The 24,899-nt window shown below is 57.4% G+C and carries 30 protein-coding genes, 1 tRNA gene and 1 pseudogene; 13 read left to right on the top strand and 19 right to left on the bottom strand.

Translation table 11 applies throughout. From position 1 onward, the window contains the following. Positions 1-52: 52 nt before the first annotated feature. Positions 53-129 (top strand) — tRNA-Arg (locus tag AB7290_RS21795). On the opposite strand, the gene AB7290_RS21800 is transcribed toward AB7290_RS21795, so the two are convergent. Both AB7290_RS21800 and AB7290_RS21805 read right to left on the bottom strand, forming a co-directional pair. Further along, positions 88-1,236 (bottom strand): tyrosine-type recombinase/integrase, encoded by a 1,149-nt coding sequence (locus tag AB7290_RS21800; RefSeq protein WP_085401475.1) that lies wholly within the window; start codon positions 1,234-1,236, stop codon positions 88-90. The two genes, AB7290_RS21795 and AB7290_RS21800, sit on opposite strands and share 42 nt — an antisense overlap. Beyond that, a complete protein-coding gene (locus AB7290_RS21805; protein ID WP_201266181.1) occupies positions 1,209-1,469 on the bottom strand; it encodes a helix-turn-helix transcriptional regulator in 261 nt (86 codons plus the stop codon). Before AB7290_RS21805 ends, AB7290_RS21800 begins: the two co-directional genes overlap by 28 nt. Before the next feature lie 991 nt (positions 1,470-2,460). Here AB7290_RS21805 and AB7290_RS21810 point away from each other — a divergent pair. Then, entirely contained in the window at positions 2,461-3,102 is a 642-nt protein-coding gene (locus tag AB7290_RS21810; RefSeq protein ID WP_085401442.1) for a hypothetical protein, read from the top strand. Between the two features lie 77 nt (positions 3,103-3,179). Here AB7290_RS21810 and AB7290_RS21815 read toward each other — a convergent pair whose 3' ends face one another. Further along, entirely contained in the window at positions 3,180-4,139 is a 960-nt protein-coding gene (locus AB7290_RS21815; protein WP_085401441.1) for a DUF2971 domain-containing protein, read from the bottom strand. 676 nt (positions 4,140-4,815) lie between these two features. Here AB7290_RS21815 and AB7290_RS21820 point away from each other — a divergent pair. Both AB7290_RS21820 and AB7290_RS21825 read left to right on the top strand, forming a co-directional pair. Further along, a complete protein-coding gene (locus AB7290_RS21820; protein WP_144030743.1) occupies positions 4,816-5,034 on the top strand; it encodes a hypothetical protein in 219 nt (72 codons plus the stop codon). A 171-nt stretch (positions 5,035-5,205) separates the two neighbouring features. Further along, positions 5,206-5,589 carry a hypothetical protein gene (locus tag AB7290_RS21825; protein WP_085401438.1) on the top strand — a complete coding sequence of 128 codons (384 nt, stop codon included), beginning with the start codon at positions 5,206-5,208 and terminating at the stop codon, positions 5,587-5,589. A 73-nt stretch (positions 5,590-5,662) separates the two neighbouring features. On the opposite strand, the gene AB7290_RS21830 is transcribed toward AB7290_RS21825, so the two are convergent. After that, complete coding sequence (locus AB7290_RS21830) at positions 5,663-6,493, bottom strand: hypothetical protein (RefSeq protein ID WP_245344088.1); 831 nt, start codon at positions 6,491-6,493, stop codon at positions 5,663-5,665. 124 nt (positions 6,494-6,617) lie between these two features. Further along, positions 6,618-7,001 carry a DUF2513 domain-containing protein gene (locus AB7290_RS21835; RefSeq protein ID WP_161495833.1) on the bottom strand — a complete coding sequence of 128 codons (384 nt, stop codon included), beginning with the start codon at positions 6,999-7,001 and terminating at the stop codon, positions 6,618-6,620. A 326-nt stretch (positions 7,002-7,327) separates the two neighbouring features. On the opposite strand from AB7290_RS21835, the gene AB7290_RS21840 reads away from it, so the two are divergent. Both AB7290_RS21840 and AB7290_RS21845 read left to right on the top strand, forming a co-directional pair. After that, complete coding sequence (locus AB7290_RS21840; RefSeq protein ID WP_038960078.1) at positions 7,328-7,507, top strand: hypothetical protein; 180 nt, start codon at positions 7,328-7,330, stop codon at positions 7,505-7,507. Positions 7,508-7,969: 462 nt separating this feature from the next. Further along, the gene (locus AB7290_RS21845; RefSeq protein ID WP_063982908.1) at positions 7,970-8,395 is read left to right on the top strand and encodes a hypothetical protein; all 426 of its coding nucleotides are present in this window, start codon (positions 7,970-7,972) and stop codon (positions 8,393-8,395) included. Between the two features lie 611 nt (positions 8,396-9,006). Here the strand turns inward: AB7290_RS21845 and AB7290_RS21850 are convergent. From AB7290_RS21850 to AB7290_RS21900, 11 genes and pseudogenes are all read right to left on the bottom strand, one after another. Beyond that, positions 9,007-10,116 (bottom strand): annotated as a pseudogene (locus AB7290_RS21850) (TAXI family TRAP transporter solute-binding subunit); the annotation flags it as partial. 386 nt (positions 10,117-10,502) lie between these two features. Further along, positions 10,503-10,961: an OsmC family peroxiredoxin gene (locus AB7290_RS21855; RefSeq protein ID WP_275552156.1), complete on the bottom strand. Its 459-nt coding sequence runs from the start codon at positions 10,959-10,961 to the stop codon at positions 10,503-10,505. A 356-nt stretch (positions 10,962-11,317) separates the two neighbouring features. Beyond that, entirely contained in the window at positions 11,318-11,446 is a 129-nt protein-coding gene (locus tag AB7290_RS21860; RefSeq protein WP_434057395.1) for an ABC transporter substrate binding protein, read from the bottom strand. Further along, positions 11,398-12,351, bottom strand: a complete 954-nt coding sequence (locus AB7290_RS21865; protein WP_085401435.1) for an ABC transporter substrate binding protein — start codon at positions 12,349-12,351, stop codon at positions 11,398-11,400. The genes AB7290_RS21860 and AB7290_RS21865 overlap by 49 nt, the downstream gene beginning before the upstream one ends. A 252-nt stretch (positions 12,352-12,603) precedes the next feature. Next, positions 12,604-12,984, bottom strand: coding sequence for a YybH family protein (locus AB7290_RS21870; protein ID WP_049808026.1), 381 nt, complete (start codon positions 12,982-12,984; stop codon positions 12,604-12,606). A 28-nt stretch (positions 12,985-13,012) separates the two neighbouring features. After that, positions 13,013-14,098: a response regulator gene (locus AB7290_RS21875; RefSeq protein ID WP_244623515.1), complete on the bottom strand. Its 1,086-nt coding sequence runs from the start codon at positions 14,096-14,098 to the stop codon at positions 13,013-13,015. A 57-nt stretch (positions 14,099-14,155) separates the two neighbouring features. Beyond that, entirely contained in the window at positions 14,156-14,521 is a 366-nt protein-coding gene (locus AB7290_RS21880; protein ID WP_028154221.1) for a response regulator, read from the bottom strand. Further along, positions 14,518-16,149, bottom strand: a complete 1,632-nt coding sequence (locus tag AB7290_RS21885) for a sensor histidine kinase (RefSeq protein ID WP_085401433.1) — start codon at positions 16,147-16,149, stop codon at positions 14,518-14,520. Before AB7290_RS21885 ends, AB7290_RS21880 begins: the two co-directional genes overlap by 4 nt. Then, complete coding sequence (locus AB7290_RS21890) at positions 16,097-17,110, bottom strand: ABC transporter substrate-binding protein (RefSeq protein WP_085401432.1); 1,014 nt, start codon at positions 17,108-17,110, stop codon at positions 16,097-16,099. The genes AB7290_RS21885 and AB7290_RS21890 overlap by 53 nt, the downstream gene beginning before the upstream one ends. A 30-nt stretch (positions 17,111-17,140) precedes the next feature. After that, entirely contained in the window at positions 17,141-18,166 is a 1,026-nt protein-coding gene (locus AB7290_RS21895; RefSeq protein WP_085401431.1) for an ABC transporter substrate-binding protein, read from the bottom strand. Positions 18,167-18,561: 395 nt separating this feature from the next. After that, positions 18,562-19,104, bottom strand: a complete 543-nt coding sequence (locus tag AB7290_RS21900) for a class I SAM-dependent methyltransferase (RefSeq protein ID WP_161495831.1) — start codon at positions 19,102-19,104, stop codon at positions 18,562-18,564. A gap of 317 nt (positions 19,105-19,421) precedes the next feature. Here AB7290_RS21900 and AB7290_RS21905 point away from each other — a divergent pair, with 317 nt between their 5' ends. Further along, a complete protein-coding gene (locus AB7290_RS21905; RefSeq protein WP_244623506.1) occupies positions 19,422-19,667 on the top strand; it encodes a DUF4142 domain-containing protein in 246 nt (81 codons plus the stop codon). Positions 19,668-20,527: 860 nt separating this feature from the next. Here AB7290_RS21905 and AB7290_RS21910 read toward each other — a convergent pair. Then, entirely contained in the window at positions 20,528-20,878 is a 351-nt protein-coding gene (locus AB7290_RS21910) for a hypothetical protein (RefSeq protein ID WP_085399372.1), read from the bottom strand. Positions 20,879-21,907: 1,029 nt separating this feature from the next. On the opposite strand from AB7290_RS21910, the gene AB7290_RS21915 reads away from it, so the two are divergent. After that, positions 21,908-22,171 (top strand): hypothetical protein, encoded by a 264-nt coding sequence (locus AB7290_RS21915; protein WP_193560941.1) that lies wholly within the window; start codon positions 21,908-21,910, stop codon positions 22,169-22,171. 68 nt (positions 22,172-22,239) lie between these two features. Here the strand turns inward: AB7290_RS21915 and AB7290_RS21920 are convergent, their stop codons facing one another. Further along, entirely contained in the window at positions 22,240-22,560 is a 321-nt protein-coding gene (locus AB7290_RS21920; RefSeq protein WP_085399374.1) for a DUF1236 domain-containing protein, read from the bottom strand. Continuing rightward, positions 22,557-22,799, bottom strand: a complete 243-nt coding sequence (locus tag AB7290_RS21925; RefSeq protein WP_085399375.1) for a DUF2934 domain-containing protein — start codon at positions 22,797-22,799, stop codon at positions 22,557-22,559. The genes AB7290_RS21920 and AB7290_RS21925 overlap by 4 nt, the downstream gene beginning before the upstream one ends. Before the next feature lie 469 nt (positions 22,800-23,268). Here AB7290_RS21925 and AB7290_RS21930 point away from each other — a divergent pair, with 469 nt between their 5' ends. The 5 genes from AB7290_RS21930 to AB7290_RS21950 all read left to right on the top strand — a co-directional run bounded on the left by AB7290_RS21930 (position 23,269) and on the right by AB7290_RS21950 (position 24,871). Beyond that, a complete protein-coding gene (locus tag AB7290_RS21930; protein ID WP_343287589.1) occupies positions 23,269-23,709 on the top strand; it encodes a hypothetical protein in 441 nt (146 codons plus the stop codon). Then, positions 23,697-23,843: a hypothetical protein gene (locus AB7290_RS21935; protein WP_343287588.1), complete on the top strand. Its 147-nt coding sequence runs from the start codon at positions 23,697-23,699 to the stop codon at positions 23,841-23,843. Before AB7290_RS21930 ends, AB7290_RS21935 begins: the two co-directional genes overlap by 13 nt. Before the next feature lie 79 nt (positions 23,844-23,922). Further along, positions 23,923-24,156 carry a hypothetical protein gene (locus AB7290_RS21940; RefSeq protein WP_193560940.1) on the top strand — a complete coding sequence of 78 codons (234 nt, stop codon included), beginning with the start codon at positions 23,923-23,925 and terminating at the stop codon, positions 24,154-24,156. 197 nt (positions 24,157-24,353) lie between these two features. Continuing rightward, positions 24,354-24,500: a DUF6894 family protein gene (locus AB7290_RS21945; RefSeq protein WP_161495768.1), complete on the top strand. Its 147-nt coding sequence runs from the start codon at positions 24,354-24,356 to the stop codon at positions 24,498-24,500. A 152-nt stretch (positions 24,501-24,652) separates the two neighbouring features. After that, positions 24,653-24,871, top strand: a complete 219-nt coding sequence (locus AB7290_RS21950) for a hypothetical protein (protein WP_085399376.1) — start codon at positions 24,653-24,655, stop codon at positions 24,869-24,871. Positions 24,872-24,899 lie beyond the last annotated feature (28 nt).

Consider the following 24,899-nt stretch of genomic DNA (forward strand, 5'->3'; position numbering starts at 1 on the left):
TATCTGGCGTGATAGAAGACCGGCAGGCGGTAGCCGAGGCCGGCCTCAAGACGGTCCCATAGCTCAACTGGATAGAGTAGCGGATTTCTACTCCGCGGGTTGCAGGTTCGAGTCCTGCTGGGATCGCCAAGACGCTTTTGCCGTCAATGATTTCAATAAGTTATCGTCACTATTGCCTAACTCATCGGGTGGGTTAGGCAGTCGGATGTCAAATCCGCCCTCAAGCTTCGTCATGGCAGCAACGGCGAGCTTCTTGCGCGCGGCTTCGCGACAATAGCGCTCGATTTCGCGGATATCGGTGTGGCCAGTGATGCTCATGATTTCGAGGGCGCTGCAGCCGGCCTCAGCAAGACGACGACATGCGGCTTTGCGGACTCCATGTGGCGAAGATTTCGGAGGAAGGTTAGCGTTGCACGCCGCTTCGCTAATCCACGTGGAGAACGCTTTCTCGCTACGAGCGCGGCCGTACATGGTTGCGATGAAGGCCGGCCCATCCTTGGGGCAATCGGCGATATAGCGGGCCAGGTCGCTATGCACCGGGATGCACAACTCAACATGGCCCTGACTCTTCTTTGTACTGATGACGAAGCCGTCGCTAGTTAGGTGCTGCCAGCCAAGGCGCACGGCATCGGAGCGGCGTAGGCCAGTATGCAACAGCACCTCGAAGGCGAGCCGTAGCGGCGTGCCAACCTCGTGGTGCTTCCGGAACTTGGTGATGTCCTCTTCGCTCCACGTCCGATGGCCGGTTGTTTTAAGCCTCACTTTCTTGGCCACGACGACGGGATTATCGGCGCGCATGCCGGCCGACACGGCATAGTCCATCAGACCCTTAAGCCGCTTCCGGAAGTTGCTCGCGGCGGATGGCGTATCAGCCATCTCGTCAATCAGCTTATTGATGTGTTTTGGCTGAAGGCCAGCAATAGGCCCTTCACCGTGCTTATCAACAAAGCGGTCCAAAACGCCGCGATAGGTGGCCTTTGTCGTTTCGGCCAGCACCTTGAATTCAGTCGAGCCGTAATAGCCGCGCACGGCCGCCGCTATGCTGCCAGCCCTAACCCGGCGCACCTCTTGGGTTGGCTCGTCGGCCATGGCTGCGCGATAGGCCGTCCAGAATTCGGGCGTGTACAGTGGCGCGGGCAAAGCGACTTGCGCCCTGCCCGGTCGTCTCAGGTATACGCGAGGCTTGCCGTGCCTATCGATGTACTCGTTTACGTATCTAGGCTTTCGCCGCTGCATGCCTTGTCCCAATAGCCGTCGTCATCATTCGCGACTGAAACACCATCAAACAAGCGATCCAGGTCGTTGCGGTCCCAAATGCTCACGCCGAATAGCGCCAGCGGTTTGGGGGCGGCGCCAGCCCTTACCTGGTTATCGAAGTGAGCCGGGCTGATCCCGAGATATCGAGCCGCATCGGCGCGGCGCAGGCCGCGTGGCTGTACGCGTTGGTTATCGTTGGCGGGATTGGGCAAGAGCGCGCCCCTGAGAAGAATTGCTCTGCTTACCTCGCCGGCCTCGCCGACGCACAAGCCGCCAGAATGGGCGCGCCACCGATCAGTATACGTCGAGCCGCCACGGATCATAGTCAAAACCCGTAAATTTCTGCGACGATGCCGAAAAAAACAGCCGGTGCCGTTGCGAGGAGGCCGCCTATGTAGGCGTACGCCGTTCGCTTTCGGCACTGTTCGCTGCCCTCAGAAGTTCTTCGATATAGGCGGCGATGTCGCCAATCGCAGCCCGCAAGTCGGCCTCCGAAATGCCCTGCCCCTTGGCGGCCTCGATGAGACGACGCGTGAGCTCTGCTACATCCTGCGCGCGCCGGCAGTGCCGGACTGCTCGACAGCGTGGATGCTGTTCTCCACCCAGAAATCGATAAACTCGCGGGCCTTGTCTGACATGTGACCTCCCCGAGGCAGCTTAAGGGAAGAGTTAGCGCCATTGGGCAAACAGGGCAAGAAACCGCCCCACCCTTGCGGGTGAGGCGCTGCCACACCGCCTCAGGCCAGCTCGGGCGCGGCACCCAGCAGGATGACCTCATCATCCGAAGTTCGCTTGGCCCACGCAGCGCGCCGTCGCGCTAAGATCAATCATGGTATTTCCCCTGTCGTCCGGCTCATTTGACCGGACCCGAAACTATGGTACCAAAGATTCTATGAAACGTCAAACCATGGTACCAAAGAAAAAGCGTGGGCCTCCCGCCACCGGCAAGGGCACACAGATACAGGTTCGCCTCCAGCCGGACGATCTCACCGCTGTGGATGCTTGGAGAGATAAGCAGGGCGATTCCCCTACCCGCCCCGAGGCCATTAGGACGCTGTTGCGACAGGCGTTGAAGACCAAGCCAAAGGGCTAGCTGGCCACCCCCCTTAGGGGCGCTTCGGCGCGCCTTGTGCGCATGATCCGAGCGGGGGTAACACCTAAAGCGCGCGAAATTGATGAAGAATCCTCGATTGGAGGCCAATAATGAGCGGTACATCATGGCTCGATCCGCCCGAGGCGGCGCGAGCCTTTCAAGTCGTGATCACCGACCTGATCTCCGAATCTGACCGCGGAGCTACACTGATTGCGGCTGACATGGTCTCCAACCATCTCGACATGATGTTCGAGCGACGCGCTCCTGAATTTCTGAAATCACGCGTCAGGGACATGATCGCTTATCCGGGCGTCGCAGCCACACTTTCAGCGAAAGCAGACATCGCGGCCCTAAACGGGTGGATCGGCGAAACGCCATATCGATCGATCGGCCACCTGCGTCGCATCCGAAATAAGGCCGCCCATTCAGACCGCACGTTTTCGCTCAAGGACGAAAAAGACCGCCTAAGAGAAATGCTCAACTTGGGTGAGAACGTTCCGGCGGCAGTACACAACATGGCGCTTGAGATTCTGATCTTTAATTTGTTCGAACGGCTGCGGCTGACCGGGGAGAATTTAGTTCAGCAGTTAGGGGAGAACCCGTTCGGTTCGTTCGAGAAGATCGTTGAGGAACTGCAGAAGCGGCCTGACTGGTCATCTCCACTGGAAGAGCGGTTGCCGCGCTTGAAGCTGGGCCTGGGAGTCTGTCTCACCATTTCGCTGATGGAATTGACCGAAAAAACGGTGACTTAGCGGACTGCTCGGAGACCTTGCCGACTTCACCCGTCATAAAAAGCCGAAGCTCCTTGGCAGCCTCTCTATTCGAGGCATCATGAACGGATGGGAATTCCTGATACGAACACTTTCTCTTCTGCCTTCTCGACGCCGGCATCTTTTAGAGCGGCAACAAATGCTTCGTACATCGCCCAGGAGTATTGGGTTGGTCCAATTATGAGCCGGTCTAGTAATGCTCCGATATTGATTTCACTAAGGCCGTCCGGTGGGCCGCCACCGATAGGAATTTTATAGACGAGCTGAGGAACTCCGCCAACGCTTTCGATGCTGGACTTCATGAAGTCAGAATGCGCTCGCTTCGGATTATAAACGATCCGCCATTCCTTCTCTTCGTGAAAGCCTTCGTGCTTAAGGCATACGCTAGCGCTGACCAACATAATAAACAGCGCTCCGACAAGTACTTTTCGATCAACCAACTTTAGGAATTCGAGCGATTCACGCACATTTTGAAGGACCGCACTTATCTCGGTTGAAAGCTGATTGTCACGAAAATAGGCGACCGGTGAGATGAAGAGGTTCAGAAGAAGGCCGACAGTCGGATTCTCTGGGATCTTTAGAACGAAAGCGACGCGCGCAGATTGTCCGCCGAATGCCCTCCACATTGAGAGACGGCCGTGCAAATCCTCGCTTGCTTCATGCTCAGATATCGATGCGATGAAGGTGCCAAAGCGGGTGTCATTCCACCACTGATCGAAGAGCGACGCTGCTTCGCGGCCTAGCCCGTTTAATTCTACATCAAGCCACCGCAGCAAGCCCTTAAGCATGTCTTCGGATTGGAGCTTTGCAAATCCATGCTGCACTTCACTGTAGTCCGCCATGCAAGTTGTGTTTCGCATCCAGATGGACTTTGACCTGATGATGTTTAAGCCGGCTTCAGCCGATGTGTAGTGGACGTATCGGCCCTCAGCTTTTTGGAATTCGTCTCTTCGCTTCCACGCATGCGGCATGAAAATGCGCCCAACCTTCCGGGCAAGATCGATGTCAGACTGGTCCATTCGCGCCCCGCAAAGCCCCACATACTAACGCAGATTGTGCCTTTCTAGAGAGGCATTTGCCAAGCAAATTGTTGCGCCGCGCCTTGCGCTCCCGCTTTGGTTGCGCTTGGATAGCGTCAGCGGGGGGGCAATGCCTACATTTTTGAAGATCGTTTCAGGACTTTACCTGCTGATTGTTTGGCTTGTTTTCTTTAGTGCCACGCGAATCCCAGCCCCTCCTACATTAGGATCCGACTTCCCGTTCCGCGCCATGGTGCTCGTGCTGGCAGTGTCATTCTCGATTCCGGCAGCGATTCTCTATGCGTTCGGTCAGTTAGTCGCGGAGGTCCGATCGATCCGGCACCTCTCTCATCTGCAGGCGGAGCACCTCAAAGCAGTGAGGCGCTACTATGAGCCGCAGGGGCGGTAGCGTTGTGTACCGCCCACGCGCGATAGAGTTCGTGATCGCCGCAGCCATTCTGGCGTGCTGGCTTGCATATCGTTGGCGATGAAATCTCCGCTGACACTCCCGTGCCCGATGCAGAGGCGCTGACACGCTTCGCTTCCCTGAATGAGGATCCATGCAATGCAAAATCTATTCGAGGCCCACATTAGCGGACGCATCCAGCCCCGACGCCCCCTCAGCATTTGTCCCTCTCAAAGCTCCGGGCATCACCTCACAATGAAGCAAGGAGACGTGCTGAGGATCTACGAGTTTGGGGCGCCATGGGTGGGGGAGCTGATTTCAAAAGAACTGAAAGACGGCCGGGAAGTCTTACTTTTCAGCTCGAAATGTGTGCCGCAGACTCTGCAGCTCAGACGGCCGGTCAACGACTTTGAGAATAGTTTATGTGAAGCGAATAAAAATCTTGACCTTCCCGGTGAGAACTGGGTGGTTTGTGATGATGAGGTATAATTTTGGCTGTTGAGTTCGTCAAAGCGGCTGCTTGGCCGTTCGCGGTGAGCTGGATCGCCTACTATTTTCGTGAGGCGATCATTGCTTCAGCTGCCCAGGGTGACAAAAGTTGGACCAGTCAAACACACACCTGCTCATTTTCCTCCCCCTCGAAGACGGACCCTGATCAGAATGGATTATTCACTTTTCGGTATCAAGAGCGTCGAGTTGTCGAAGCCCATGTGCTTTATTCAGCGCGTTCCGCTGATCTCCGCGGCGATGTTCGTGGCGCTTACGGTCGCCGCGCACGCAAAAGCTGACACCTTCTATAAGAAGGACGTAAAGGGAGGATGGATTGTTCTCGGACAGGCGTGGGAAACTGAAGCAACCTGCTTTGCCACCAAGAGCTTCGTTGACGGCACCGTTCTCAGTTTGGTCATGAATCCGGGGGATCCGGACGGAAAAATCACGTTCGAGGCGAACAGGTCTACGAAAGGCGCAGAAGTCCCGATAGACGATATCAAGAAGGCCCTCGCAGCGTGTAAGTGGCGTTTCGAACGTTTGTACAACGAGTGACACTGTGCCGAGCCCGGGTCGCCAAGGGGGTAGCACCTGAATAAGCCATCCAAGCGCGAACACCTTAGCCAGCCTACCTCGATGCATCCCAAAGCTGCTTGGCCCTTTCCTTATCGGCCTCTCGTTCTTTGTATCGATCATAATAGTCGGCGGCCTCCACCGTGTAGCCGCCCTTCTTTGCGCAGTCATCATTCAGGCGCACGAGTTCTTGTTTAAACGTCTCAAATGTCGCCAGTTCTTTGTCGGACAGCCATCCACCTTTAGCCGGCATGTATTCGTCGATAACTACCGAGAGGCTTCTGACCTCCAATCGTTCCATGGCTCCGAAGTTGCTGGTCTGTTGCGACCACGGCGTAATTAGCGCTGAATGAGCCATATCCGCGTCAGTAGCTTCCTGGCTCTGTGTCGCGCGAAAGCTGCTGGCTTTTAGCGTAGCAAACTCTCGGACAACGCGGCTGTACAAGAAAAAGAAGTCGGCCCTTATCATTCCAACCCATGGTTTGACGATTACGGCACGCCCTTCCGAAGTCACCTTTAGATCGCCCAATTGCGCATCGATGTCATCGAGTACCGATTGCTTATCTTTAGCCGATGGCGTTCCGAGCCGGTTTCCCCATGCGATCGTCAGATAGCTCGCTCGCGCAGAAATCTCAGCCAGCCGTCTAACACTGGCCAGGGTGGCCACAGCTTCAGTCACCGTCTGCCGCAGCCTGGCCTCTACGCCTAGGGTTTTAATGAACTCCACCTGCGGTAAGAAGACGATTAGCGCACCCACCAGAAAGATCGTTCCGAGCGTGAGCGCCGAGCCCTTCTGATCGTTGAACGCTTGATAAACGGCGCCCAACATTGTGAAAATCGACATGGCCGCCACGAAATATGAAAAGATATCTCTGACCTTATCCATTCCAGCACCAACAAAAAAAGCCGAGACTTAGGCCCGGCTATTGGTTCGGAATAGCATGTTCCGAGACCCGCTTCTAGGTTGCAGGGCCGTTTTACACACGGGAATAGCGACGAAAGGCTTAAAGCTACCCCAGCCCTATCTGCGATTTGATGAAAGCCGCGCCGACCTGCATGAGGGCGGGCAGCGTCACCGCACCAGCGACCTTGGCTTTCTCCTTGACCTTCCGCCAAATCGTAGCGTCACGCACTGTTTCCACGAACTCGTGACCCTTGTACGTAAGGCGCCGCACGCTGTAGACTACGTGGACTAGGTCGGGATCTTCGTTGTCGGGAACACTATCAATACTCGCCTCAATAAACCCCGCGTCCTCAAGTTGAACGACATGGTAATCAATCTGATCGTCTGTCCAGCCTTCGATTGTAATGCTGTCTAGATCAGAGATTGGTCGCGTCGCGTGTTCATCGATGTGCAGCAGCAACTGCCGCACAAGATCAACTTCCAACTTCATGTCAGCCCACCGAATCCCGCGATGAATGCTGACAGTATGACTCGGATTACCTGAAGCTGTCATACACTAAACCTCAATTCACGCCGCCCTCCTCTTCCAATCCACTTTCCGCGGCCTAACCGGCTTTCCCGCCCGATCTTCGCGCCACCGATGTAGTATTTGCCATCGCTGGCCGGACGTTGCCGCTGGATCTCTAGCATGTGCAGCAGGTCCGCCTTGGCAGCTGTTCGTTGTCGGCCATTAAATTCCCGCAAGAAATAAGAGTGATTGTTGCACGCGACACCTCGTGTGTTAGACCGCGCCCTCAACACTGAAGGAGCGCCGTTTTGGCCAAGAAGAAAAAGCTGGTTCGCCGCGAGTGGACGAAGGAAAATATCAAAGAATTGAAGGCGCACTCCAAGGCTCGCACGCCGGTCGTCAAAATCGCCAAGATGACCAAGCGAACCGAGGGCGCGCTACGTCAGAAGGCGATCGTGTTGGGTATCGGCCTGGGGCATCAGCGGTAAATTGACGCTGGCTTCGTTGAGGGAGCCGCCAAATTTCGATATTGTTTTAACGCTCGCATCTGCGCCGATCAGGTGCAGACTACTGCGTCCGTCAAGGCAGCCGGAGCTTTTAGCTTTCGCGGCCTTGGGGTTGAGGGCTCGCCTTCGCCAGCCCCGGCGAGTCCCACCTCAGTCAGCGAAGCTGACGCATTTAATTGTCCCACAGTGTAACATCGACGACATTGCGCCCCGCCCCGCGCTGTAGGCTTCATCTCGCCGGGGCTGGACCCATATTTCACTTATAAATTTTAACCCGGCAGCAGGCCGCAGTGGTTCGCCGCTGCGGCCTTTCTGTTGAACAACACAATGGGCGCGTCACCCGATGTCGTTTTGCGTCGTGTGAACCTCTTCACATGGGTATGACATCAGGACGGTTAATCTCCAGTCGCTGGCGAGAGGTTTCAGTTACAGCGGGAGGCGGCCGTGGCAGCAGACACAAAGGCGGACGACTGGTTTATTGCTGCGCACGTGCTGAGGGTACGCACGTCGTCGGGCACCGCATCGATATCGTTTAAGATTGGCAGCAGGGTAGCTAACATCGCAGCACTGTTGGGTTGCTCCGGACCAATCTCGGGAAGTGGTGTTGCGGACACGGACTTCCAATTAGACACGCAACTTATGCGCACCTTCAGCGGCCCATTTTCGTTGAAGGACATTAAGGGGCATCGCGGTGACGTCACGCAAAACGTGTCCTTTTCACCAGATGACTTGTCCGGCGTGGCTTTCAATAAGAGTGGAAGCGTCTTTTTTAATTTCGATTTACCCAACACGAACCCGATGACCTTTACGATCAGGGGCCAGTGGATGGTAAAGATGGTCCTTAATCTTGGTACGACGTTCGCAATCTAGTCCGTGTACTCACATGTGATGCCGGGTTAGGCCCCGAAATCGGACACCAGGCGCGGACAAAGGCATGTCCACTTAGGGCTAGCAGCGGACCTCCGGCAACGTCACGACGCTCCTGGGTTTGACGCGGGTTTCTTGTCGACCACGTGGCAAGCCTGTAATCAAGAGTTACCGACAGTTCGATCAAGCTCAGTTGGGCGGCCTCGCTCGCGGTGCGGCATGTCTTGAAGGAGGCGCGCAATACGGCGCCCGCTGACGAACATCAGCGGGTGGTCGAAGGGCTTCCGTTATCTGAGAACAGGCTGTGTCGGAGCGAAGCCCCGAAACGGATCATCGGAAGTTGAGAGTCCTTGTTTGGCGCCGTCGGGCGGAGTGGCGCCGAGGAATGGGTTCCGCCAGGCTTCCTCGCTCGTGCGATTGCAGAAATCCGGATAGCTGCATTCGCTCACCGAGCCTTGCCCCGTCAAGCTACCGAGTGCTCGTCTTGGGTGCGATCGGCGGGGCGGGTGGCGTGGAGGTGCAGCTTGCAGTGCCGAGTGGAAGGTGTGGTCCCGCTCTCGAACCTTCTTGGAGTCCACCTGGGAGTCCATCCGTGCCTGCGCATTTCTCCCCTGTTCCCAGGTCTTAAATTGCCGGAATAGTGCTTCCTTATCGGCCTCCGACTGAATATTGGCGACGGCCGGGTTCTCTTGCAGGAATGCCTCAAAGTGTTGTCGCTTTACCGGTTCGACGCCGTGTTGGTCGAGCCATTGCTGCGCGAGCGGCAGGCGATTCCAGCCCGCGAGTGGTGCCGTCAGGGAGACCTCCTTCCACTTGGGATGAAAGGGCGGGTTCTGCAAATCGGCGAATTTCGAGAAGAAGGCGTCAACGAACAAGGCGAGCTTGCGACGGCGTTCAGTGTTGGGGGCCCAATTGTATGCTGCGAGCACCGCCGGCACCGCGATCGTTTCCACCGTTTCTCCCTCGGGAATCAGGTTCGGATAGTCTTTCGAGGTCAACGTCGCCGGCAGATAATCGCTCTGCAGGGGTTTCGAAAAATCGACCGCAGCAAGATGAAAGGAGCCGTCATTCTTGAAGGCAGTGACAGACACGTATGGCTTGCCGCCCACCACGATGACGGCGTCGAGCTCGCCCTTCTTCAACTTTTCCATTGCGATCCGCTGCTCGATATAGACGAAGTTCGCTTTGATCCCGAGCCGCTCGAAAATTGTCAGTGCAGTCACAAACGTGCCGCCATTGGGCAGGTCGACGCTCACCGTCTTACCTTCGAGATCGCTTAGAGTCTTGACTGCCTTCGGTGCGATGACCTGCATCTCCTCATTGTAGAGCTTAGTCACATAGGTAAACTGCTTCTTGATGTTGTTGGCGATGCCCTTCTTCTCGAGATAGTCGAGCGTGTCGGCCCGCACGATTCCGAGATCGACGCCTTTAAGAAAGAGGATGTCGGCGATGCTCTGCACCGAGCCTCGACCGGTGATCGGCAGGACGCGCAGCTTACCGTCGTCGTCGAGCACGGAAGCGAGGTCTGCACCGAACTGCACATAGGTGCCGCCGATCGTGCCAGTAAGCAGCGTGACCGTGTTGGCGTTCATTGCCTTCTTGGTCGAGACCGAGCCGAATTGGAAAACTGCCTTCAGGCTGTCACTAACCTTGGCCGGGTCATACTCGGTCTGTCCGGCATGGGCCGCAGATCCGGAAGCCATCAAGATCATCGCGGCAATCATTCCAAGGAGTTGACGCACAACATCCTCCTGGCATGTGGGACCTGCCACACGGACACAACCTCTCGAACCTTTGATCGTTCCCATGGCGCCCAGTGGAACACTGGACCGAACACTTCTGCTCCGGGTCAATCGCGCCAGTCTGCGCCTGAGTTCGGGACTTCCGGTCTACCCCCGGCTTCGGACATGTCGTGGCACTGCGCCAACTGACGCGATGGGCCACAAGCCGACATCGGCCTGATTGAGCTTACTAGCGCCCTTTAGTCGTATTGCGGGTGAGCCTCAGACATCAGTTCGAAGCCAGCAGCTACGCGCCCGATTGGCTAGGTGTTGATAACGGCCGGCTTGGTCCAACGTAACCACGCCTATTTACCCGTGTCTCAGCTGCATCATGAGACCAGAGTGGCCGTAAAACCAATCTCGGCATTCATCAACTTGGAGACTGGGGAATACGCCTTTGCCTTCGAAACGATTGACTGGAACATGTCGCGGTCAATGCCCGGTATCTTCGCCCTGACGGTGAGATGAACTGAGGTGATGGAAATGCCGGCCTCATCCTTCTCGAGGATGATGTCTGATTTGCTCTCCACATGCTCGGGGACGAAGTTCGCCATTCCGAGCATTCTGACAAGCGACGTAGTGAAGCACGCAGCGTGGGCCGCGCCAATCAATTCTTCGGGGCAGGTCTCGCCGTAATGAGTGAGGAAGCTATAGGGATAGTTTTGCAAAGCGCGACTCTCGGTCGAGACCGCCCCCTGGCCCTCAAACAAACCGCCAATCCACCTAGTAGATCCAAATCGTTTCATGGCCTCTCCATCCTTGTGAATGCGCAGCTTGCGGGAGACCATTACGGTCACCCTAATGCATCAGACGCAAACAACGTGCCAATCGCCCGGCGCGTCGCTTCGTCGGCTCCTTCCGAATCTTCAGGAAGACTGAACGTATTGTTACGCGGCCATCACGGCCTCGTGAAAACGCTTCATTGCCGCGCTTTATGTATCCGGAAGGATGATGAAGCTCTCGGGCCGCGCGGGCCGCCAACCTTTCGGAATAGCGGCCAGAGTCCGGTGCCGGTCAATCGCGTCGGTTTGACGCTCGGTTGCAAACTTCCGGTATGCCCCTATGAACCGACATTTGGCTACACCGCATCAGCAGAAGCGAGGGGCCACTTGCAGACTCATGCAATGCAGCAAACAGCATCGTTTTACTCAATCACCTTGTCGGCGCGCACCAACAAAACCTCCGGAACCATCACACCCATCGCCTTAGCGGTCTTGAGGTTGATTACCAGCTCGAATTTCGTCGGCTGTTCGACCGGCAGATCGGCAGGCATCGTGCCGCGCAAAAGACTCGCCGCGAATCGGGCAGTAAGTCTGCCAAGTGATCGGAGGATGGACCGTAGCCGATAAAGCCACCTTGCTCGGCCCGCACTCCCCACTGATACATGGTTGGAAGGCGCAGTGCTGCAACTCGTTCCATAATCAGTGGACCATTGCCGTCGAGCATCCCGGAATTAAGAACATTCAGCGCCGTGGCCCCCGATGCCTGTGCCTTATCGATAGTCGCTGCAATCTCCTCAGCTCTCGTTACGCGATAGATTGAAAGCTCAACGTTGCGTGTGCGCGCCGCCTCTTGCAGGGCGCGAACCTTTGCCTCGCCTCGCAACCACTTCACCACGCGTTCAAACCAAAGGTCGTCGGCGAGAGCCGCCATGCGGCGAATCCCGGCCACGGCTTCGATCAGGAGGTCCTGCCGTAGGCCGTCAAGCTCAGGGGCAAAAATGCTGATCCCCGTGATATTGCCATCGGGCCGGGCGAACGATTTTACCAATCCCTCCCCGACCATGCCGCCTGTGATCCCAACGATGGGAATGCTCTTGGTTGCCCGCTGTACGGCGTTAACTGCCTCGGGTCCAGCAGCATAGATGACATCGGGTTGGGCTATGACCAGCTCCGCCGCAAGTTGCGAAATCAGATCGATCTGAGATGCAAAGGCGCGGTAATCAATCCTGAGGTTTTGGCCGTCAATGAAACCAGCGCGCCGTAGACGTACGTTAAATTGGATATCGCGAGGATGCGGAGACAAGCAACCCAGGCGATAGGTCCGTCCCGCTTTTTGGGCCAACGCTGCGAGCGGCAACGCCACCATCGTACCGCCGGCAAGCGTTATGAACTCGCGCCGTCGCATCGCGTCGCCCTCAAGGCCGAGCGACAGTCTAACATATGCTTCAAATCCCATCGGTACTGTGCATCACAGCAATATGCGCGCGGATGTCGCAGCTGGTCAAAAGCAGCGGTCAGCTTCTCAGTCGGGAGGCGTCAGGCTTCCTTCAGACAGCAGACGTGGCAATGGCTTCAGTGGCGTTCAGCTCAGGACCACTAGGCGACATCTCATCTCATCGACTAGTCAGGGCCGCGCGTGCGAACTCGTAGCAAGTCTTATCGTGAAAGCCGTGTTACGCATTGGATCGCGCCGATACTCCGTCCGCCTCTAGCTCGTCGGCATGCTATTCCAGATGTCGCGATGCAGGTGCCACCGGCCATCCCTTTGGAGCCAAACAACGAGGTACTTTACCTTAGCCTGTCCAGAGCTGAGCTTCAGGTCGGCCTCGCCAATCTCGTAAGCGGTGTCGCCGGCAACCTCGAGGTCGATCGTCTTGAGAGTGACGTCTATCAGACCGAGCGCGTCTGCCGCCGTCCGCCAAAATTCCTCGATCGGCTTTCTCCCCGAAACAATCGGCGCATCGGGCGGCAGAACCTTGGCGTCCTCGGTATAGAACGCAGCCATACCGGCATAGTCCTTGCTGGCGGCGGCTACACCAAACCTGCGATTTGCCTCATCGACTACCTGTCGAACCTGATCAGAGTTCATGACGATCCTCCAGCTCTAACAATGTTACTCAAATCGTCTCAACTACGTTGTAGGCGGTGATAGGACGATGCAAGCCCTTGAGCATGAGTTCGCCTACCGTCTGTGTCGTGGCTCTGTCGTCGATCGCCGCGCGCACCTTGCTATCGATCAAAATCTGGCCGTCGCGCGCCTCCGCGCACAGCCGGGCCGCGAGATTGACCACCGTCCCAATCGCGCTGTACTCGCAGCGGCCCTCGAAACCGATAGGGCCGAGCGTCGCATATCCGTGTGCGATGCCAATCCCAAAACCAAGCTCGTGGCTTTCCCGCCGCCATTTGCTGGACAATTCAGATAGACGGCTCCGCATCGCGGCCGCCATTTGCACAGCCCGTACGCACGGATCGGGACAAGGGATCGGATCTCCGAAGATGACCATGATTCCATCCCCCATAAATCTCTCCAACGTGCCTTCAAATTCATGGACTACAGAGCCCAGGGCAGTGTGATACTCTCTCATAACGGCCATCACCTCCTCGGGCTCAGCAACTTCTGAGAAAGCGGTAAATCCTCGCAAGTCACAGAAGACTATCGTCACTTGTCTGCGGTGTGTCTCCAGGGATTCATTTGGCGAAGAAGAAAGGATGAGTTCTGCGATCTGCGGGGAAAGAAAACGCTTCAAACGGCTAACACGTTCGATTTGCGCTACCTGTTCGGCGACACGCTGCTCAAGCGTTCTATTCCACGATGCGAGCTCGGCGGCCTGGGCCTCCGCTCGATCGTGCAGTTCTTTGATGCGGAGCATGGAGTGCACGCGGGCAACCAGCGCTGCATGGTCGACAGGTTTGGTCAGATACTCGTCGGCGCCTGCGTTAAGTCCTGCGACGACATCCTGCGAGTCGGTTCGCGCCGTCACCATGATGATTGGGACAAATCCAAGTGTCGTATCGGCCTTCAGCCGCCGGCAGACCTCGAAGCCATCGATCTTCGGCATCATGACGTCGAGGAGGACAACGTCCGGCGCGATTTCACGCACGATCGCGAGAGTCTTCTCGCCATCTTCGGCCTCCATGGTCTTATAGCCTTCGGCATCGAGGCGCGCGGTAAGAAGGCAGCGATTCGTTTCGTTGTCATCCACGATCAAGATTCGGGGTGGGACATGCATCTCTGCTCCACGTCAGTACGCGCTAGAATCTCATGTTAAGTATCGGTTGATCGTCTCGAGTAGCTTTCGTGCGCTGTAGGGCTTTGCGACATAGGCATCGCAGCCGGCCGTACGCGCCTTTTCCTCGTCGCCGCCAAGCGCGTAGGAAGTGACGACGATGATTGGAATATGGCGGAGATCTGACTGCGCTTTTATCCGCCGTGTCGCCTCGTATCCGTCTAGAATAGGCAGTTGAATATCCATCAGGATCAGGTCCGGGCTTTGGGTGCGCGCCGCCACGAGCGCTTCTTCGCCGTCGTGCGCCTCGATCATTTCGTAACCGACGCTTGCAAGCAGATCGCGCAAAATCTGACGATTGTCCTCCTGATCTTCGACCACCAGTACGCGCTTGCTCATGTCTGCATCGCCTGCTGCTCGAGCCGGGCCGGCACCAGAAAAGAGAATCTCGCGCCATGGCCGAGGCGGGATTCTATCCAGATCCGTCCACCATGCATCTCCACGATGCGCTTGACTATGGCGAGGCCCAATCCCGCGCCTCCCTTTGACTTGGTGATCGAGTTATCTACCTGCTGGAATTCCTGAAAAATTCTGGCCTGGTCCACTTCGTCGATGCCCGGTCCCGTATCCTGAACGGAAAATACGTAGGAATCCTCCCGCGCTTCTACCTCTATCCGGACCTCTCCGGCGTCGGTGAATTTGATCGCGTTACCCACGAGATTGAACAGGGCCTGAGCGAGCCTGCGTTCATCTCCTCGCGCCGGCGGCAAGCCTGGCGGCACAGCAATTCTTAAACTCAGTTTCTTGTCCGCGGCGAGCGACTCAACGGAGGTATGCACAACGTCTACCAATTCCTCGACCGAGTAGTCGGTCAGAGAAAGTCGAAGCTGTCCGGCTTCAATCTTGGAGAGGTCGAGGACGTCGTTGATGAGCCCGAGGAGATGTCTGCCGTTCCGTTGGATGCGTTCGACGGCGGATCGCATTCTCTCCGGAGGATCGCCGTATATGCCGTCGAGCATGAGCTCCGAAAAGCCGAGCACCGCGTTCAATGGCGTCCGCAATTCATGACTCATGTTGGCGAGGAATTGCGATTTGTGACGGCTGGCCTCCTCAAGACGTCGGTAGAGCTGCTGCAACTCTTCGCAGGTCGAATTCACATGCGCCGCAAGCTCCCCGAGTTCGTCACGATTGGGGACCTCTATACGCTGGGCGAAATCACCAGCCGCTATCCGATTCAGCCCGTGGTGAATGATGCGGACCGGTTCGATCACAGACCGGGAGATCGCATGTCCCAGGACCAGCGTAAGCACAAAGCTTGCGAGCGCGACCGCAGTGACAAGTATCTGGGATTTGGTGTAAGTTCGTCGGCTCGCATCTATGCCGGCCACCATGTCCGCTTCAGCCCGGTTGACCAATTGATTGGTCAGTCGTTCGAGCTTGTCCGCGAGAGGCCCGAGTTCCGCGAGTTCGCTCTGTTTGGCCTCAGCTGCTCGTCCGCCGCGGATGAGATCGACGATGTGTGAAACTACGGCAATGAAACGCGCATATTCTTCGCGCACTTGGTTGAGCAGCGTCACCTCGTCCTTTGCGACGAACGAGACGCGGTCAAGGTCGTAACCAAACTGGTTGATCTGCCGCAGCACAACGGCCAATGTCGCTTCGTTCGGAAAGGCGAGCGCGGTGGATACGCCATAAAGCTGTCGAAGCGTATTATGCTGCATCTGCCGATATGCCTCGATCTTCTGCTGCAGGCCAACGACCTGATTCGCCCGCTGGTCCGCTTCGCGTAGCGATAGAAGACCGATTACACCAACCGAGATCAAGAGCATCTCGATGACGAAGAAGGCCATCAGCAATTTCGTACGCAACGACGGTCGAAACTCAAAGCCGGGAAGACCGTTCTTCACCGCCGCGCCGTTTTCACTTTCTCGCGACGTTGCAGGGAGCGGGCGCTGACCAAGAAACGACGTCGAATCAGCTCCCAAGTTCACGTCGAACCTCGTTGAGGAATCGCCAGTCTGCTGCATCCGCGATAATCTTTGCAGGATTCGATTTGAGCATCCTCGCCTCTCGCAGGCGAAGCGCGTAAAAACGGATTGTGTCTTCAGGATCGTATTCGCGCCAGCGGTTGTACGGCACATCCGCAAGAGTCTGAACCGCATAGTCGCGGCGCGGCGTGAAGCCCCCATCTACCATCCGCTGCGAGACAAAGGCTGGCGCGCTTACGCACAAGTCCGTCGCCCGGAGCATGGCGCGAACTACACGTTTGGTGGCAATGGGATTCTTTCGGACGAACTCGCGATTACCCGCCAGCATGCAGCAATAATACTGCGACCATGGGCGATCCTGCGCACTGTTGACGATGACATGACCAATGTTTTGCGCGCGCAAACGCTGAGGTTCTGGGGGAAATCCGAGGAAGGCGTCGATCTTGCCCTCCGCAAACAATTCGATCGGTTTGACCTTCGCGCTCGTCACCCATTCGATATCCTTGGCGGGATCGAGTCCGACAAGCGTCGCCATCGCACTGATGAAAACGTGCGGGCTACTGCCAAGCCCCTGCTGGCCGACGGTTCGGCCCTTCAAATCGGCAACGCTGCGTATGCCCTCCTTGGCAAATAACTCGAAGCAGCCGACATGAACCCCGGCCAAAATAGTAACGGTCGCGCCCCGATCGATCTCGAGAAGAAGCGGACCGGAGAAATGCAGGGTGAAGTCAATGTCGCCCTTCGCGATTGCTTTGGTTTGCTCCACGCCGGCGTCAGATTCAACGTAAACGACGTCTGCGAATCCCTCGGCATTTAAGAGGTCGCTCACCACGTACTGCGGAGCGATACAAATGCTCGGGTTCTTTGCAAGGCGGATTGTCGTGGTCTCTGGCGGCGCTTTAGCCTCTTCCGCCCTCAGCCGCGCTGCCACGCCCCCAAACAGGGCAGTGGAAGCGGCGCAGGCCCCAGCCAACAGCAAGTCGCGACGATTTGTATGCATCGGGACCTCCTCGAAAGCGCTTTAGATGAATCAGCCTCCCAGTTCACGTCGAACCCCATTGAGGAACCGCCAGTCGGCTCCATCCGCAATGAGTTTCGCAGGGCTTGATTTAATCATCCCAGCTTCGCGCAAACGAAGCGCGTAAAATCGGATTGTGTCCTCAGGATCGTACTCGCGCCAGCGGTTGTACGGCACGTCCGCAAGAGTCTGAACCGCGTAGTCCAGACGAGGCGCGAAACCCCTATCCACCATCCGCTGTGAGACAAAGGCCGGCGCGCTCACGCACAAATCGGTGGCTCGGAGCATGGCGCGCACCACGCGCTTGGTGGCGATGGGATTCTTTCGAACGAATTCGCGATTGCCCGCCAGCATACAGCAAAAATACTGCGACCATGGGCGATCTTGCGCACTGTTGACGATGACACGACCGATGTTTTGCGCGCGCAAGCGCTGAGGTTCTGGGGGAAATCCGAGGAAGGCGTCGATCTTGCCCTCCGCAAACAATTCGATCGGTCTGACCTTCGCGCTCGTCACCCATTCGATATCCTTGGCGGGATCGAGCCCAACAAGTGTTGCCATCGCGCTCAAAAATACATGCGGGGGTGACTCAAGCGATTGGATGCCGACGGTTCGACCCTTCAAGTCGGCGACGCTACGTATGCCCTCCCTGGCGAAGAGCTCGAAGCAGCCGACGTGGATCCCGGCCAGAATGGTAGTGCTCAAGCCTCGATCGATCTCAAGAAGGAGTGGACCAGAGAAATTCAGGACGAAGTCGACATCGCTATTTTTCCAGATAGCTTTGTCTTGTGCAGGGCCGCTACCAACGAATCCGGTTTCGACGTGAACGACGTTTGCGAATCCCTCGGCATTCAGCAGATCGCTTACTACGTACACAGGCGCGATGCAGAGGCTTGGGCTCTTCGCGAGGCGGATGGTATTGGTTTCTGGCGGGGGGGCGGTTTCTTCGGCCTTGAGCCGAGCGGCGGCACTCCAGAATAGAGCTGCGGAAGCGGCGTAGGCTCCGGAGAATAGAAAATCGCGACGGTTCGCAAGCATTGGAACCTCCTCGAACCACCACTGTGATAACCGCGGGGGCGTCGGGGCGATGTGATTTGCGTGGGGCAAAATGGCCCCGCTGGGCACAAAGATAGCATGGTAAAGATGTGCTGGATATGACCGGGCGTCTGACGTTTCCTGGTAGTCGGATAATCTTTAAGCGGTGATGTCATGGGAGGCGCGTTCGGCTGCCATGGTCGGCTTCGGGTCAAAACGCGAAGAACTCAACCTAGCAAATCTAGTCCGCCCTGCCTCACTGAGCGGACATCCATGAAGCGGGACGCTATTTCTCAAAAGGGCCAATAGGCAGACATGCGCATCGGCGGGCACATCGATGTCCATTTGGTGCCATGCGGAATTGTTTGCACCGCCATCAAGCTTTCCGAGCAATCAGCTCAACCGGTGCGACGTGGCCACTGGCCACGTTCTGGATCATGTATCTTGTCCGATGCATTCCTGCCCATCAAAACGTGAATTCCCAGAGGGGGTGGCCCGCCCGCCGCCATGATCCTGGCGCGGAACTGGTCATAGAACGTGACCGCGAAGTCTCGGCGACTGAGTTCGGCGATCACCGCAAAGCCGGCCGCCTGCAGAGCGCTGCGGTAATGCGCCGGCTCCACCACGAAGCTTGATGCAGCTGTCGTCGCCCACGGCACAGGATAGCTGAGCTCGCCCTCACCGATCCTCATGACATCGTATATCCCAAAAACCGCGCCCGGCCGCAGGACGCGACTGACCTCCGAGCAAAGCTTGGATTTGACCTCGATATTCATACCTACGTGGAGCATGTAGGCGCCGTCGAAAACACCATCGGCAAATGGCATCGAAAGCGCGCTGCCCAGATGCAGCGAAATGCGGTACTGAGCCCGACCCAGCCGCAGAGCACCCGTCCGGTCTCGATGTATTCGGGAGTGAGATCGATTCCATCGACCCGGCACCGGTACCGGCTGGCAGATGACAACTCAGCAAGATATGTCCACCCATTACACGCGTGGCAACTTGATCGCGACGATCCGCGGCGGGGTCGAGTCTCTCGGCAAGACGATAGATTCGGTGACCGTCGATGATCTCGCACCCGTAGACGAGTTTCATATTGGCGGCCGCCAGGCATCCGACCATTTCATCGATCAGCTCGGTGTCACCCCCGATATGCATATTCTTGATATCGGATGTGGCCTTGGCGGGCCCGCGCGGTTCGTTACTCACCAAGCGCACCGAATGCGAAGCAAAAAGCCGAACATGACAAGATGTCAAAATGTTCGCGACACACATGATCGCAGACCACCAAAAGGATATCGCCGAATACAAGAAGGCATCCAAAAGTAAGGATGCTGCCGGAGAATATGCTTCCGGCCAGATAGATACGTTGCAAAAGCATTTGGAGACCGCAAAATCGTTGAAAGCCGGGAATACGCCGGGATTGCGTCGGCGGGACCGCGGCAACAAATATTTGCCAGAACGCCGGGCGGAAGATCCCGGCGGACCATGTACGCAAAAATAAGAGACACGCGGCTGCCGGCGCTTGGGAATGTGTATTCTCCAGCGAGTTCGACTTCTTCGGCGAATTGGTTGACGCGGGCGTTGAGACCGACGCGTACGGTCGAAGAGGCAGAGAGGAGGCGCGTAAGGCGTGGCAGCGGCTTCGGCGCCGGGTTCATGTGGACGTTCAAAATCGCATCAGCCCCGGGCACTCGAACAGTTCGGCCAGCCTTGATGCCCGCGCGCCTAAAACGAGACAAGCGGCGCTACACAACGAACGGGGTCTCGCCACCAGCGATCCGTACGAACTGCGCGACCTAAAGATGGCATTAGCCGCGGCGCTCGGGTGCAGCAAGTTCCGCGCGAGCCCGTTAGACCGCGAGCCACGATCGCTAATCGGTTGCGACACCGAGGCGGCGGAAGTCGTGCCCGGGCTGCGCTGGCATTTTGGGCACGCGCTGTACATCTCTCCTCCTTGCGGGCATCGGTCCGCTTCCGCTGCGACAAATCCATGGAGTGAGGTAATCCCAGCTTTAGAAGATCAGAGTGGATCGCCCAGAGGCGGACAATCGAACGCAAGGTTGTTGACTGAGGGGGCCTCGGAAAACAGGGCCACCCGAATTAGTGGTGCTCCGTACCAACGAGGTGAATGACCGCTTCCGGAAAGTGAGCCGACCAAGGTCATGCCGGCTAACAAGGGCAGTCTTTGACCCATGGCCACAACGACGTCGGTCTTGAGGCTTGAGAGGCCCAACTGAAATTCAGGAGGCGGTGCTGCAGGATTACCCTGCAGCTGACAGACTATCCTGTGCTCAATGCTATCACCTGCCGCCTGCATAGCCTTGGCGCCAACGCCAAGACCGAGCCGACTTGTAGCATGGTCTACTTCTTGAGAATGCCGATATCGGTGTTGCCCAAATTCTTTATGGCGCGTTCGGCGGCGGGCGTATCTACCGCGTTGTCGTGGGAAGTTGGAGCCGGACTAACCGAGGAAGCATCCACGTCGCCGGTCGCTGCGTGGCTGAGCGCGTTGCCCACGTTGGGACTGGAGTAGCCCCCAGTGCCGCTTATGGTATGCCCGGTCGATAGGGTGCCACCCGCATAACCTTTCGAGCCGGCGGCCGCAGTTCCACTCGCCGCCGAGCCGCCACTGCTCGATCCACCTGTACTCTGGGCCAAGGCGAGCGACGAGCCACCAACGAGCAAGATTAAGATAACGGCGATGTGGTTCAAGAGCGGTCCTCTACTTGAATGACCGCTCAATGGGTTGCACCTCCGAAAGTTCCTATGGACCTCCCCGCTCTCCAAGCCACCACGTTGATGGTGGATCGCGCCGAAATCTTGCTGCGCCGGAGCGCCACGAAGTGGCTTCGCTTGTACGGATAGCCCCACACCGCCGAGCAATCCTTCCGTCGTGATCCGGCCGCCTCAGGATAGTCAGACCCAGCAGTGCCGTCGGTGGCCAAGCCGGGCCTCCACGCAAGAATTAGGGGCGCTGATCACTTAGGTTATGGAAACGATTTGTTAACCGGAGCAAAGTGGCATTCCGGGGCTGGTTAAGCCATTCATTTCTGAATTATCGAAACCCGGAAAGCGTGTGGGGCCGCTGTGGACGACAGCGGTCCTTTGCTTTGTGAGCTACTTCGGTGCGAACCGCAGCCACTCGCACACATGCAATCCAGTCTCGGCTTGTCTGGCTTTGCGGAGGATAAGCTTCGCGCTTGAAACTTGGCGGGAGATTCTTGGCTTGCTCATTGCGAGACCCAAGCGACTCCGCAAAAATTGCCCGATAAGAAATAGGCCGCCAACTGAGGCCGCCTTAGTTTCCTTGCGGAGCTTCTTATGAGCCCTTCTGGTCGAGAACAATCGAGTCACTTGCGAGGCGCTGACTCGGCTGTTGATGGTCGACGCTTTGGCATGGCGTGGTATCGCAAAGAGATCCCGAGCTGATGCGCTTTGAGGGCCACTGCCGGGGCGCCTCGGTTTAATTCAGCGGCTATCTTTTCGCGCCGGTGATTCCCAGCCATCGCCCTGAGCTTCTCAATTTCTTCTGAGGTCCACAGGTGACGAACAGGATCTGCCATATGGCGGCCTCCCAAAATAGTAAGGCTCCTCAGCACAATATCCTCCCTGACCAAAAGTTTCATTGCGCCTGGATTGATCAACAATACGGCCGGTCGGCTTCTGCCAGAGAGCGCCACCGCGCTGGATCCAGGCACCGGCGAAGAGGCAGAGTCAGGGTTGCAGCCGTGACAGGAGACGTTGTCGATCTTGGTTCCGAAGTCGCTGATCTGCGCGCCTCCGATCAAGTTCGGCCTCAGCTTTGGTCGTCTTCGGTTCGACAATAAGCATCTCTTGGTTTGCGAGCTGCCGTTCTCCCTCGACGACATCGCGCTCTATCTGCTCATCGAGCGTCGCAGTCGTGTACATCACGATACTCTCGCGGCCATGCTGGCAATTCACGCGAGTGGTTTGCGCAATGGATTTCCCAACCAGGCGCCGGCGTTTCGCGCCAATTCGGCCTGACGAACTAAGGCCCCGCGGGGTGAAGCTCCGGAGGGCCTGGCTCTTCAAAGCCTTCACGCTCTGATCGATCAGTCGATGATTTTCACGACCCGGCGCGTGCGCGGTTCGACGATGACTCGGCGGTCGTTCACAACCGCGTCGCGATACTCGGTGTAGTTGGTCATGGGGCGCAGCACCACGGTCGGGGGCAGCGGCTCGCCGACGAGGACGCGCTCGTGGATCACGACGGAGTCGTCGCGCGGGATCCCGCCGAGCACGGCATTCGGAATCTCGAGGCCGGCGCCGACGGCCGCACCGACGGTGCCGCCGAACATCGCGCCGAGGTGCGCGCTATTGGCCAGCTTGCGCGTCGGTTGGGCAGATGGGTTGCGAGATCTAGCTTTGGCTATCGCGCATCGATCTCTCGCTCAGCCGCCAGCCAAAACTCTAGATCCCGCCCCGTCATAGGCCGGCCGCTTTGCTGCCAGAGCTCGTAAGCGCGGTCACTGATCTGTCTATGCCGCAAGCGGCCAAATAGTCCCCTCCTGAGTTCTTTCACAAACTCCAATTGAGTTGCGGTGATCTCACCGCGGATGTAGCCAGCTGCCCGGGCAGGCAAGATCTGATCTGCTTTTCGAAGTTTTTCCATCGCAGTTGAGTCCGTCCAGCCTATCCAGAAAATTATGCCTGTCGTCGCCCAATCATCGCAATAGATTTTGCGAGTTTTCCTGCAGCGGTTGGGGGATAACCTATCGGCTGGGGCCCAAACAGATTCGTTGCCAAGGCTGTTGTTCCCCGGATCGCCCGGTCGATTGGGTTCCGTTGGAGGTCAGGCTGTTGAGAGCCGGGTGTGCACGCGCGGCCGCTGAGGCGCCGCGTCGGCCGGGTCTCAGCCAGGCCGTGCCCATAGGGCTACGATGTCGGCTCCCCGCATCACCTGGATCCCCGAGGTCCGAACAGGCTGAAGTCGAAGTCGTGAGACAGCACCGTGGACACCAGGGATTCCCTTATCTTTGGTGTACACACGCACCTGTCTCACCGGCCTTGTGCAGGCCAAGCCGGTAGTACTTCGCCCTCGACATCCCGAGCGGTTTCCAGAGTTCATCGCGGCTCTTGGAATGTGCCGCCAGATATTCGGCGCGAGGGACAACACCATCATTGCGGCGATGGTCCTCCCGTTCCTGCCGCTTGCGATCTTCGCGGCGTTTCTCACGCCCGGCCTTATCGACATCGACGCTGCCGATCGTGGTAAGGCCGAGGGCTTGGCGCACCTCGAGGGTGAGCCAGGGGCCCAACTCCTGAGCCATCTCGTCGGCATTCCATTTCCGCGGATCGGCCTCCACGCGCTGGATCAGCGCCGCCCGTTCCTCGAGCTACCCGCACCGCGCGCACATCACCGCCGCGCAGGCGGCCATTGGGACAAGCCGATGAAGCACACCGAGCAACGCCCCTACGCGGACCCCGAAGCGGCCGCGCGCAAGCTCCTCGAGCTCGCAGCCAACGTCGCGGCCGTGCAGGACGGCCGCATCTACATCGACCGGATCATATGTTCAAGCTGAAGGGCAGCGGCAGCGAATTTGGCGCCGGGCTCAAACACGCGATCGAGCGCGGCTGGTTGTGGAAGCGCGAAAGTGGCAGCTACGTGAAGCTGATCCCACCCGGTGAAGATCTGCTGACTAATTCCACCGCGTAGGCCAATCCGCCCCGTGCTGCCCTGGAGGTTGGCTCATTCGCCGGCAATTCCTTCAGGGTTGCAGCCGTGAGAGCAGACGTTGACGATCCTGATCGCGACGCCGCTGCTCTTCGCGCATCCGTTCAAGTTCGGCTTCAGCTTTGGCCGTATCAAGGTCCTGCCGCTTCAGTTCAATAACAAGCGCTTCTTGCTCTGCCAGTCGCCGCTCTCCTTCAACGACATCGCGCTCTACCTGTCTCAGCTCATCGCATATCGCAGTCGTGTACATCGCGATCCTCACGCGGCCGTGCTGCGCATGCACGTTGCAGCGTAGCTGCGCCGCGCACATTAAACTTGAGCGCAAGGCGCATGACTTTCAACTCAGCCAGCTTCTTGAACGTTCCTGATAATGCCATTTTTTCCCGATCTGTACGGGCAATGCAATTTACAAATACCCTGTTGCCGGCCGAACGGACAGGACGAGGGTCGGGAAAAATAGGAACTGGGCTTTTACGGACAGGTTGATGCTCCATGCCCAAGTACTTCTTCGACCATCACAGCAACACCAGTATCGAAATCGACGATGAAGGCATCGATCTCCCGGACGTTGATGCTGCAGAAGGCTGGCGCTTGAGGCATTGGGCCAATCGGTGTTGGATGGCGCGCCTCGTTCTTTGATGGGTCGGCTAGCTATCGAAGTGCGAGATCCTCACGGCCCTATCTTGCGCTCCTCCGCTACTGTTGTGCTTGAGGAGCTATGAGGCTGTCCCGCAGACGAAGGGCTGCCTAACCGTACGTGATCGACAGATCTAAGGCGCTGGTGGACCACCATGAATGAGCGTGCATCTTCACAGTCGAGATTTCTTATTCGGCGGGGTGGAAACGGCTGGATGGTTTATGATCGAGAACGTAAGGGACCTGCTCTGATCGGGACCGACTTGGCGGCAAACCTTACCATGACGGAAGCCGAGCGCGTGAAGCAGATGCTGATCAATCAGCCGGATGGGAAAGGTCTGATTTTGAGTGCGTTAGTTTGGCGCGCCGCCTGATCGTCTTGGACAACCTGCCGCGCTTTCC

This window comes from Bradyrhizobium sp. 613_E4_N2_2 (genome assembly GCF_052075995.1).
Lineage (GTDB): Bacteria > Pseudomonadota > Alphaproteobacteria > Rhizobiales > Xanthobacteraceae > Bradyrhizobium > Bradyrhizobium barranii.

Bases quoted from the DNA above. Each gene is read 5' to 3' on its own strand.
- AB7290_RS21935 (WP_343287588.1), top strand. From the start codon at position 23,697: ATGTTCAAGCTGAAGGGCAGCGGCAGCGAATTTGGCGCCGGGCTCAAA.
- AB7290_RS21890 (WP_085401432.1), bottom strand. From the start codon at position 17,110: ATGCATACAAATCGTCGCGACTTGCTGTTGGCTGGGGCCTGCGCCGCT.
- AB7290_RS21855 (WP_275552156.1), bottom strand. From the start codon at position 10,961: ATGGTCTCCCGCAAGCTGCGCATTCACAAGGATGGAGAGGCCATGAAA.
- AB7290_RS21865 (WP_085401435.1), bottom strand. From the start codon at position 12,351: ATGGGATTTGAAGCATATGTTAGACTGTCGCTCGGCCTTGAGGGCGAC.
- AB7290_RS21835 (WP_161495833.1), bottom strand. From the start codon at position 7,001: ATGAAGTTGGAAGTTGATCTTGTGCGGCAGTTGCTGCTGCACATCGAT.
- AB7290_RS21945 (WP_161495768.1), top strand. From the start codon at position 24,354: ATGCCCAAGTACTTCTTCGACCATCACAGCAACACCAGTATCGAAATC.
- AB7290_RS21930 (WP_343287589.1), top strand. From the start codon at position 23,269: ATGTGCCGCCAGATATTCGGCGCGAGGGACAACACCATCATTGCGGCG.
- AB7290_RS21830 (WP_245344088.1), bottom strand. From the start codon at position 6,493: ATGGATAAGGTCAGAGATATCTTTTCATATTTCGTGGCGGCCATGTCG.
- AB7290_RS21905 (WP_244623506.1), top strand. From the start codon at position 19,422: ATGTTCGCGACACACATGATCGCAGACCACCAAAAGGATATCGCCGAA.
- AB7290_RS21815 (WP_085401441.1), bottom strand. From the start codon at position 4,139: ATGGACCAGTCTGACATCGATCTTGCCCGGAAGGTTGGGCGCATTTTC.
- AB7290_RS21925 (WP_085399375.1), bottom strand. From the start codon at position 22,799: ATGGAAAAACTTCGAAAAGCAGATCAGATCTTGCCTGCCCGGGCAGCT.
- AB7290_RS21880 (WP_028154221.1), bottom strand. From the start codon at position 14,521: ATGAGCAAGCGCGTACTGGTGGTCGAAGATCAGGAGGACAATCGTCAG.
- AB7290_RS21800 (WP_085401475.1), bottom strand. From the start codon at position 1,236: ATGCAGCGGCGAAAGCCTAGATACGTAAACGAGTACATCGATAGGCAC.
- AB7290_RS21950 (WP_085399376.1), top strand. From the start codon at position 24,653: ATGAATGAGCGTGCATCTTCACAGTCGAGATTTCTTATTCGGCGGGGT.
- AB7290_RS21810 (WP_085401442.1), top strand. From the start codon at position 2,461: ATGAGCGGTACATCATGGCTCGATCCGCCCGAGGCGGCGCGAGCCTTT.
- AB7290_RS21825 (WP_085401438.1), top strand. From the start codon at position 5,206: ATGGATTATTCACTTTTCGGTATCAAGAGCGTCGAGTTGTCGAAGCCC.
- AB7290_RS21860 (WP_434057395.1), bottom strand. From the start codon at position 11,446: ATGCCTGCCGATCTGCCGGTCGAACAGCCGACGAAATTCGAGCTGGTA.
- AB7290_RS21885 (WP_085401433.1), bottom strand. From the start codon at position 16,149: ATGCAGCAGACTGGCGATTCCTCAACGAGGTTCGACGTGAACTTGGGA.
- AB7290_RS21895 (WP_085401431.1), bottom strand. From the start codon at position 18,166: ATGCTTGCGAACCGTCGCGATTTTCTATTCTCCGGAGCCTACGCCGCT.
- AB7290_RS21870 (WP_049808026.1), bottom strand. From the start codon at position 12,984: ATGAACTCTGATCAGGTTCGACAGGTAGTCGATGAGGCAAATCGCAGG.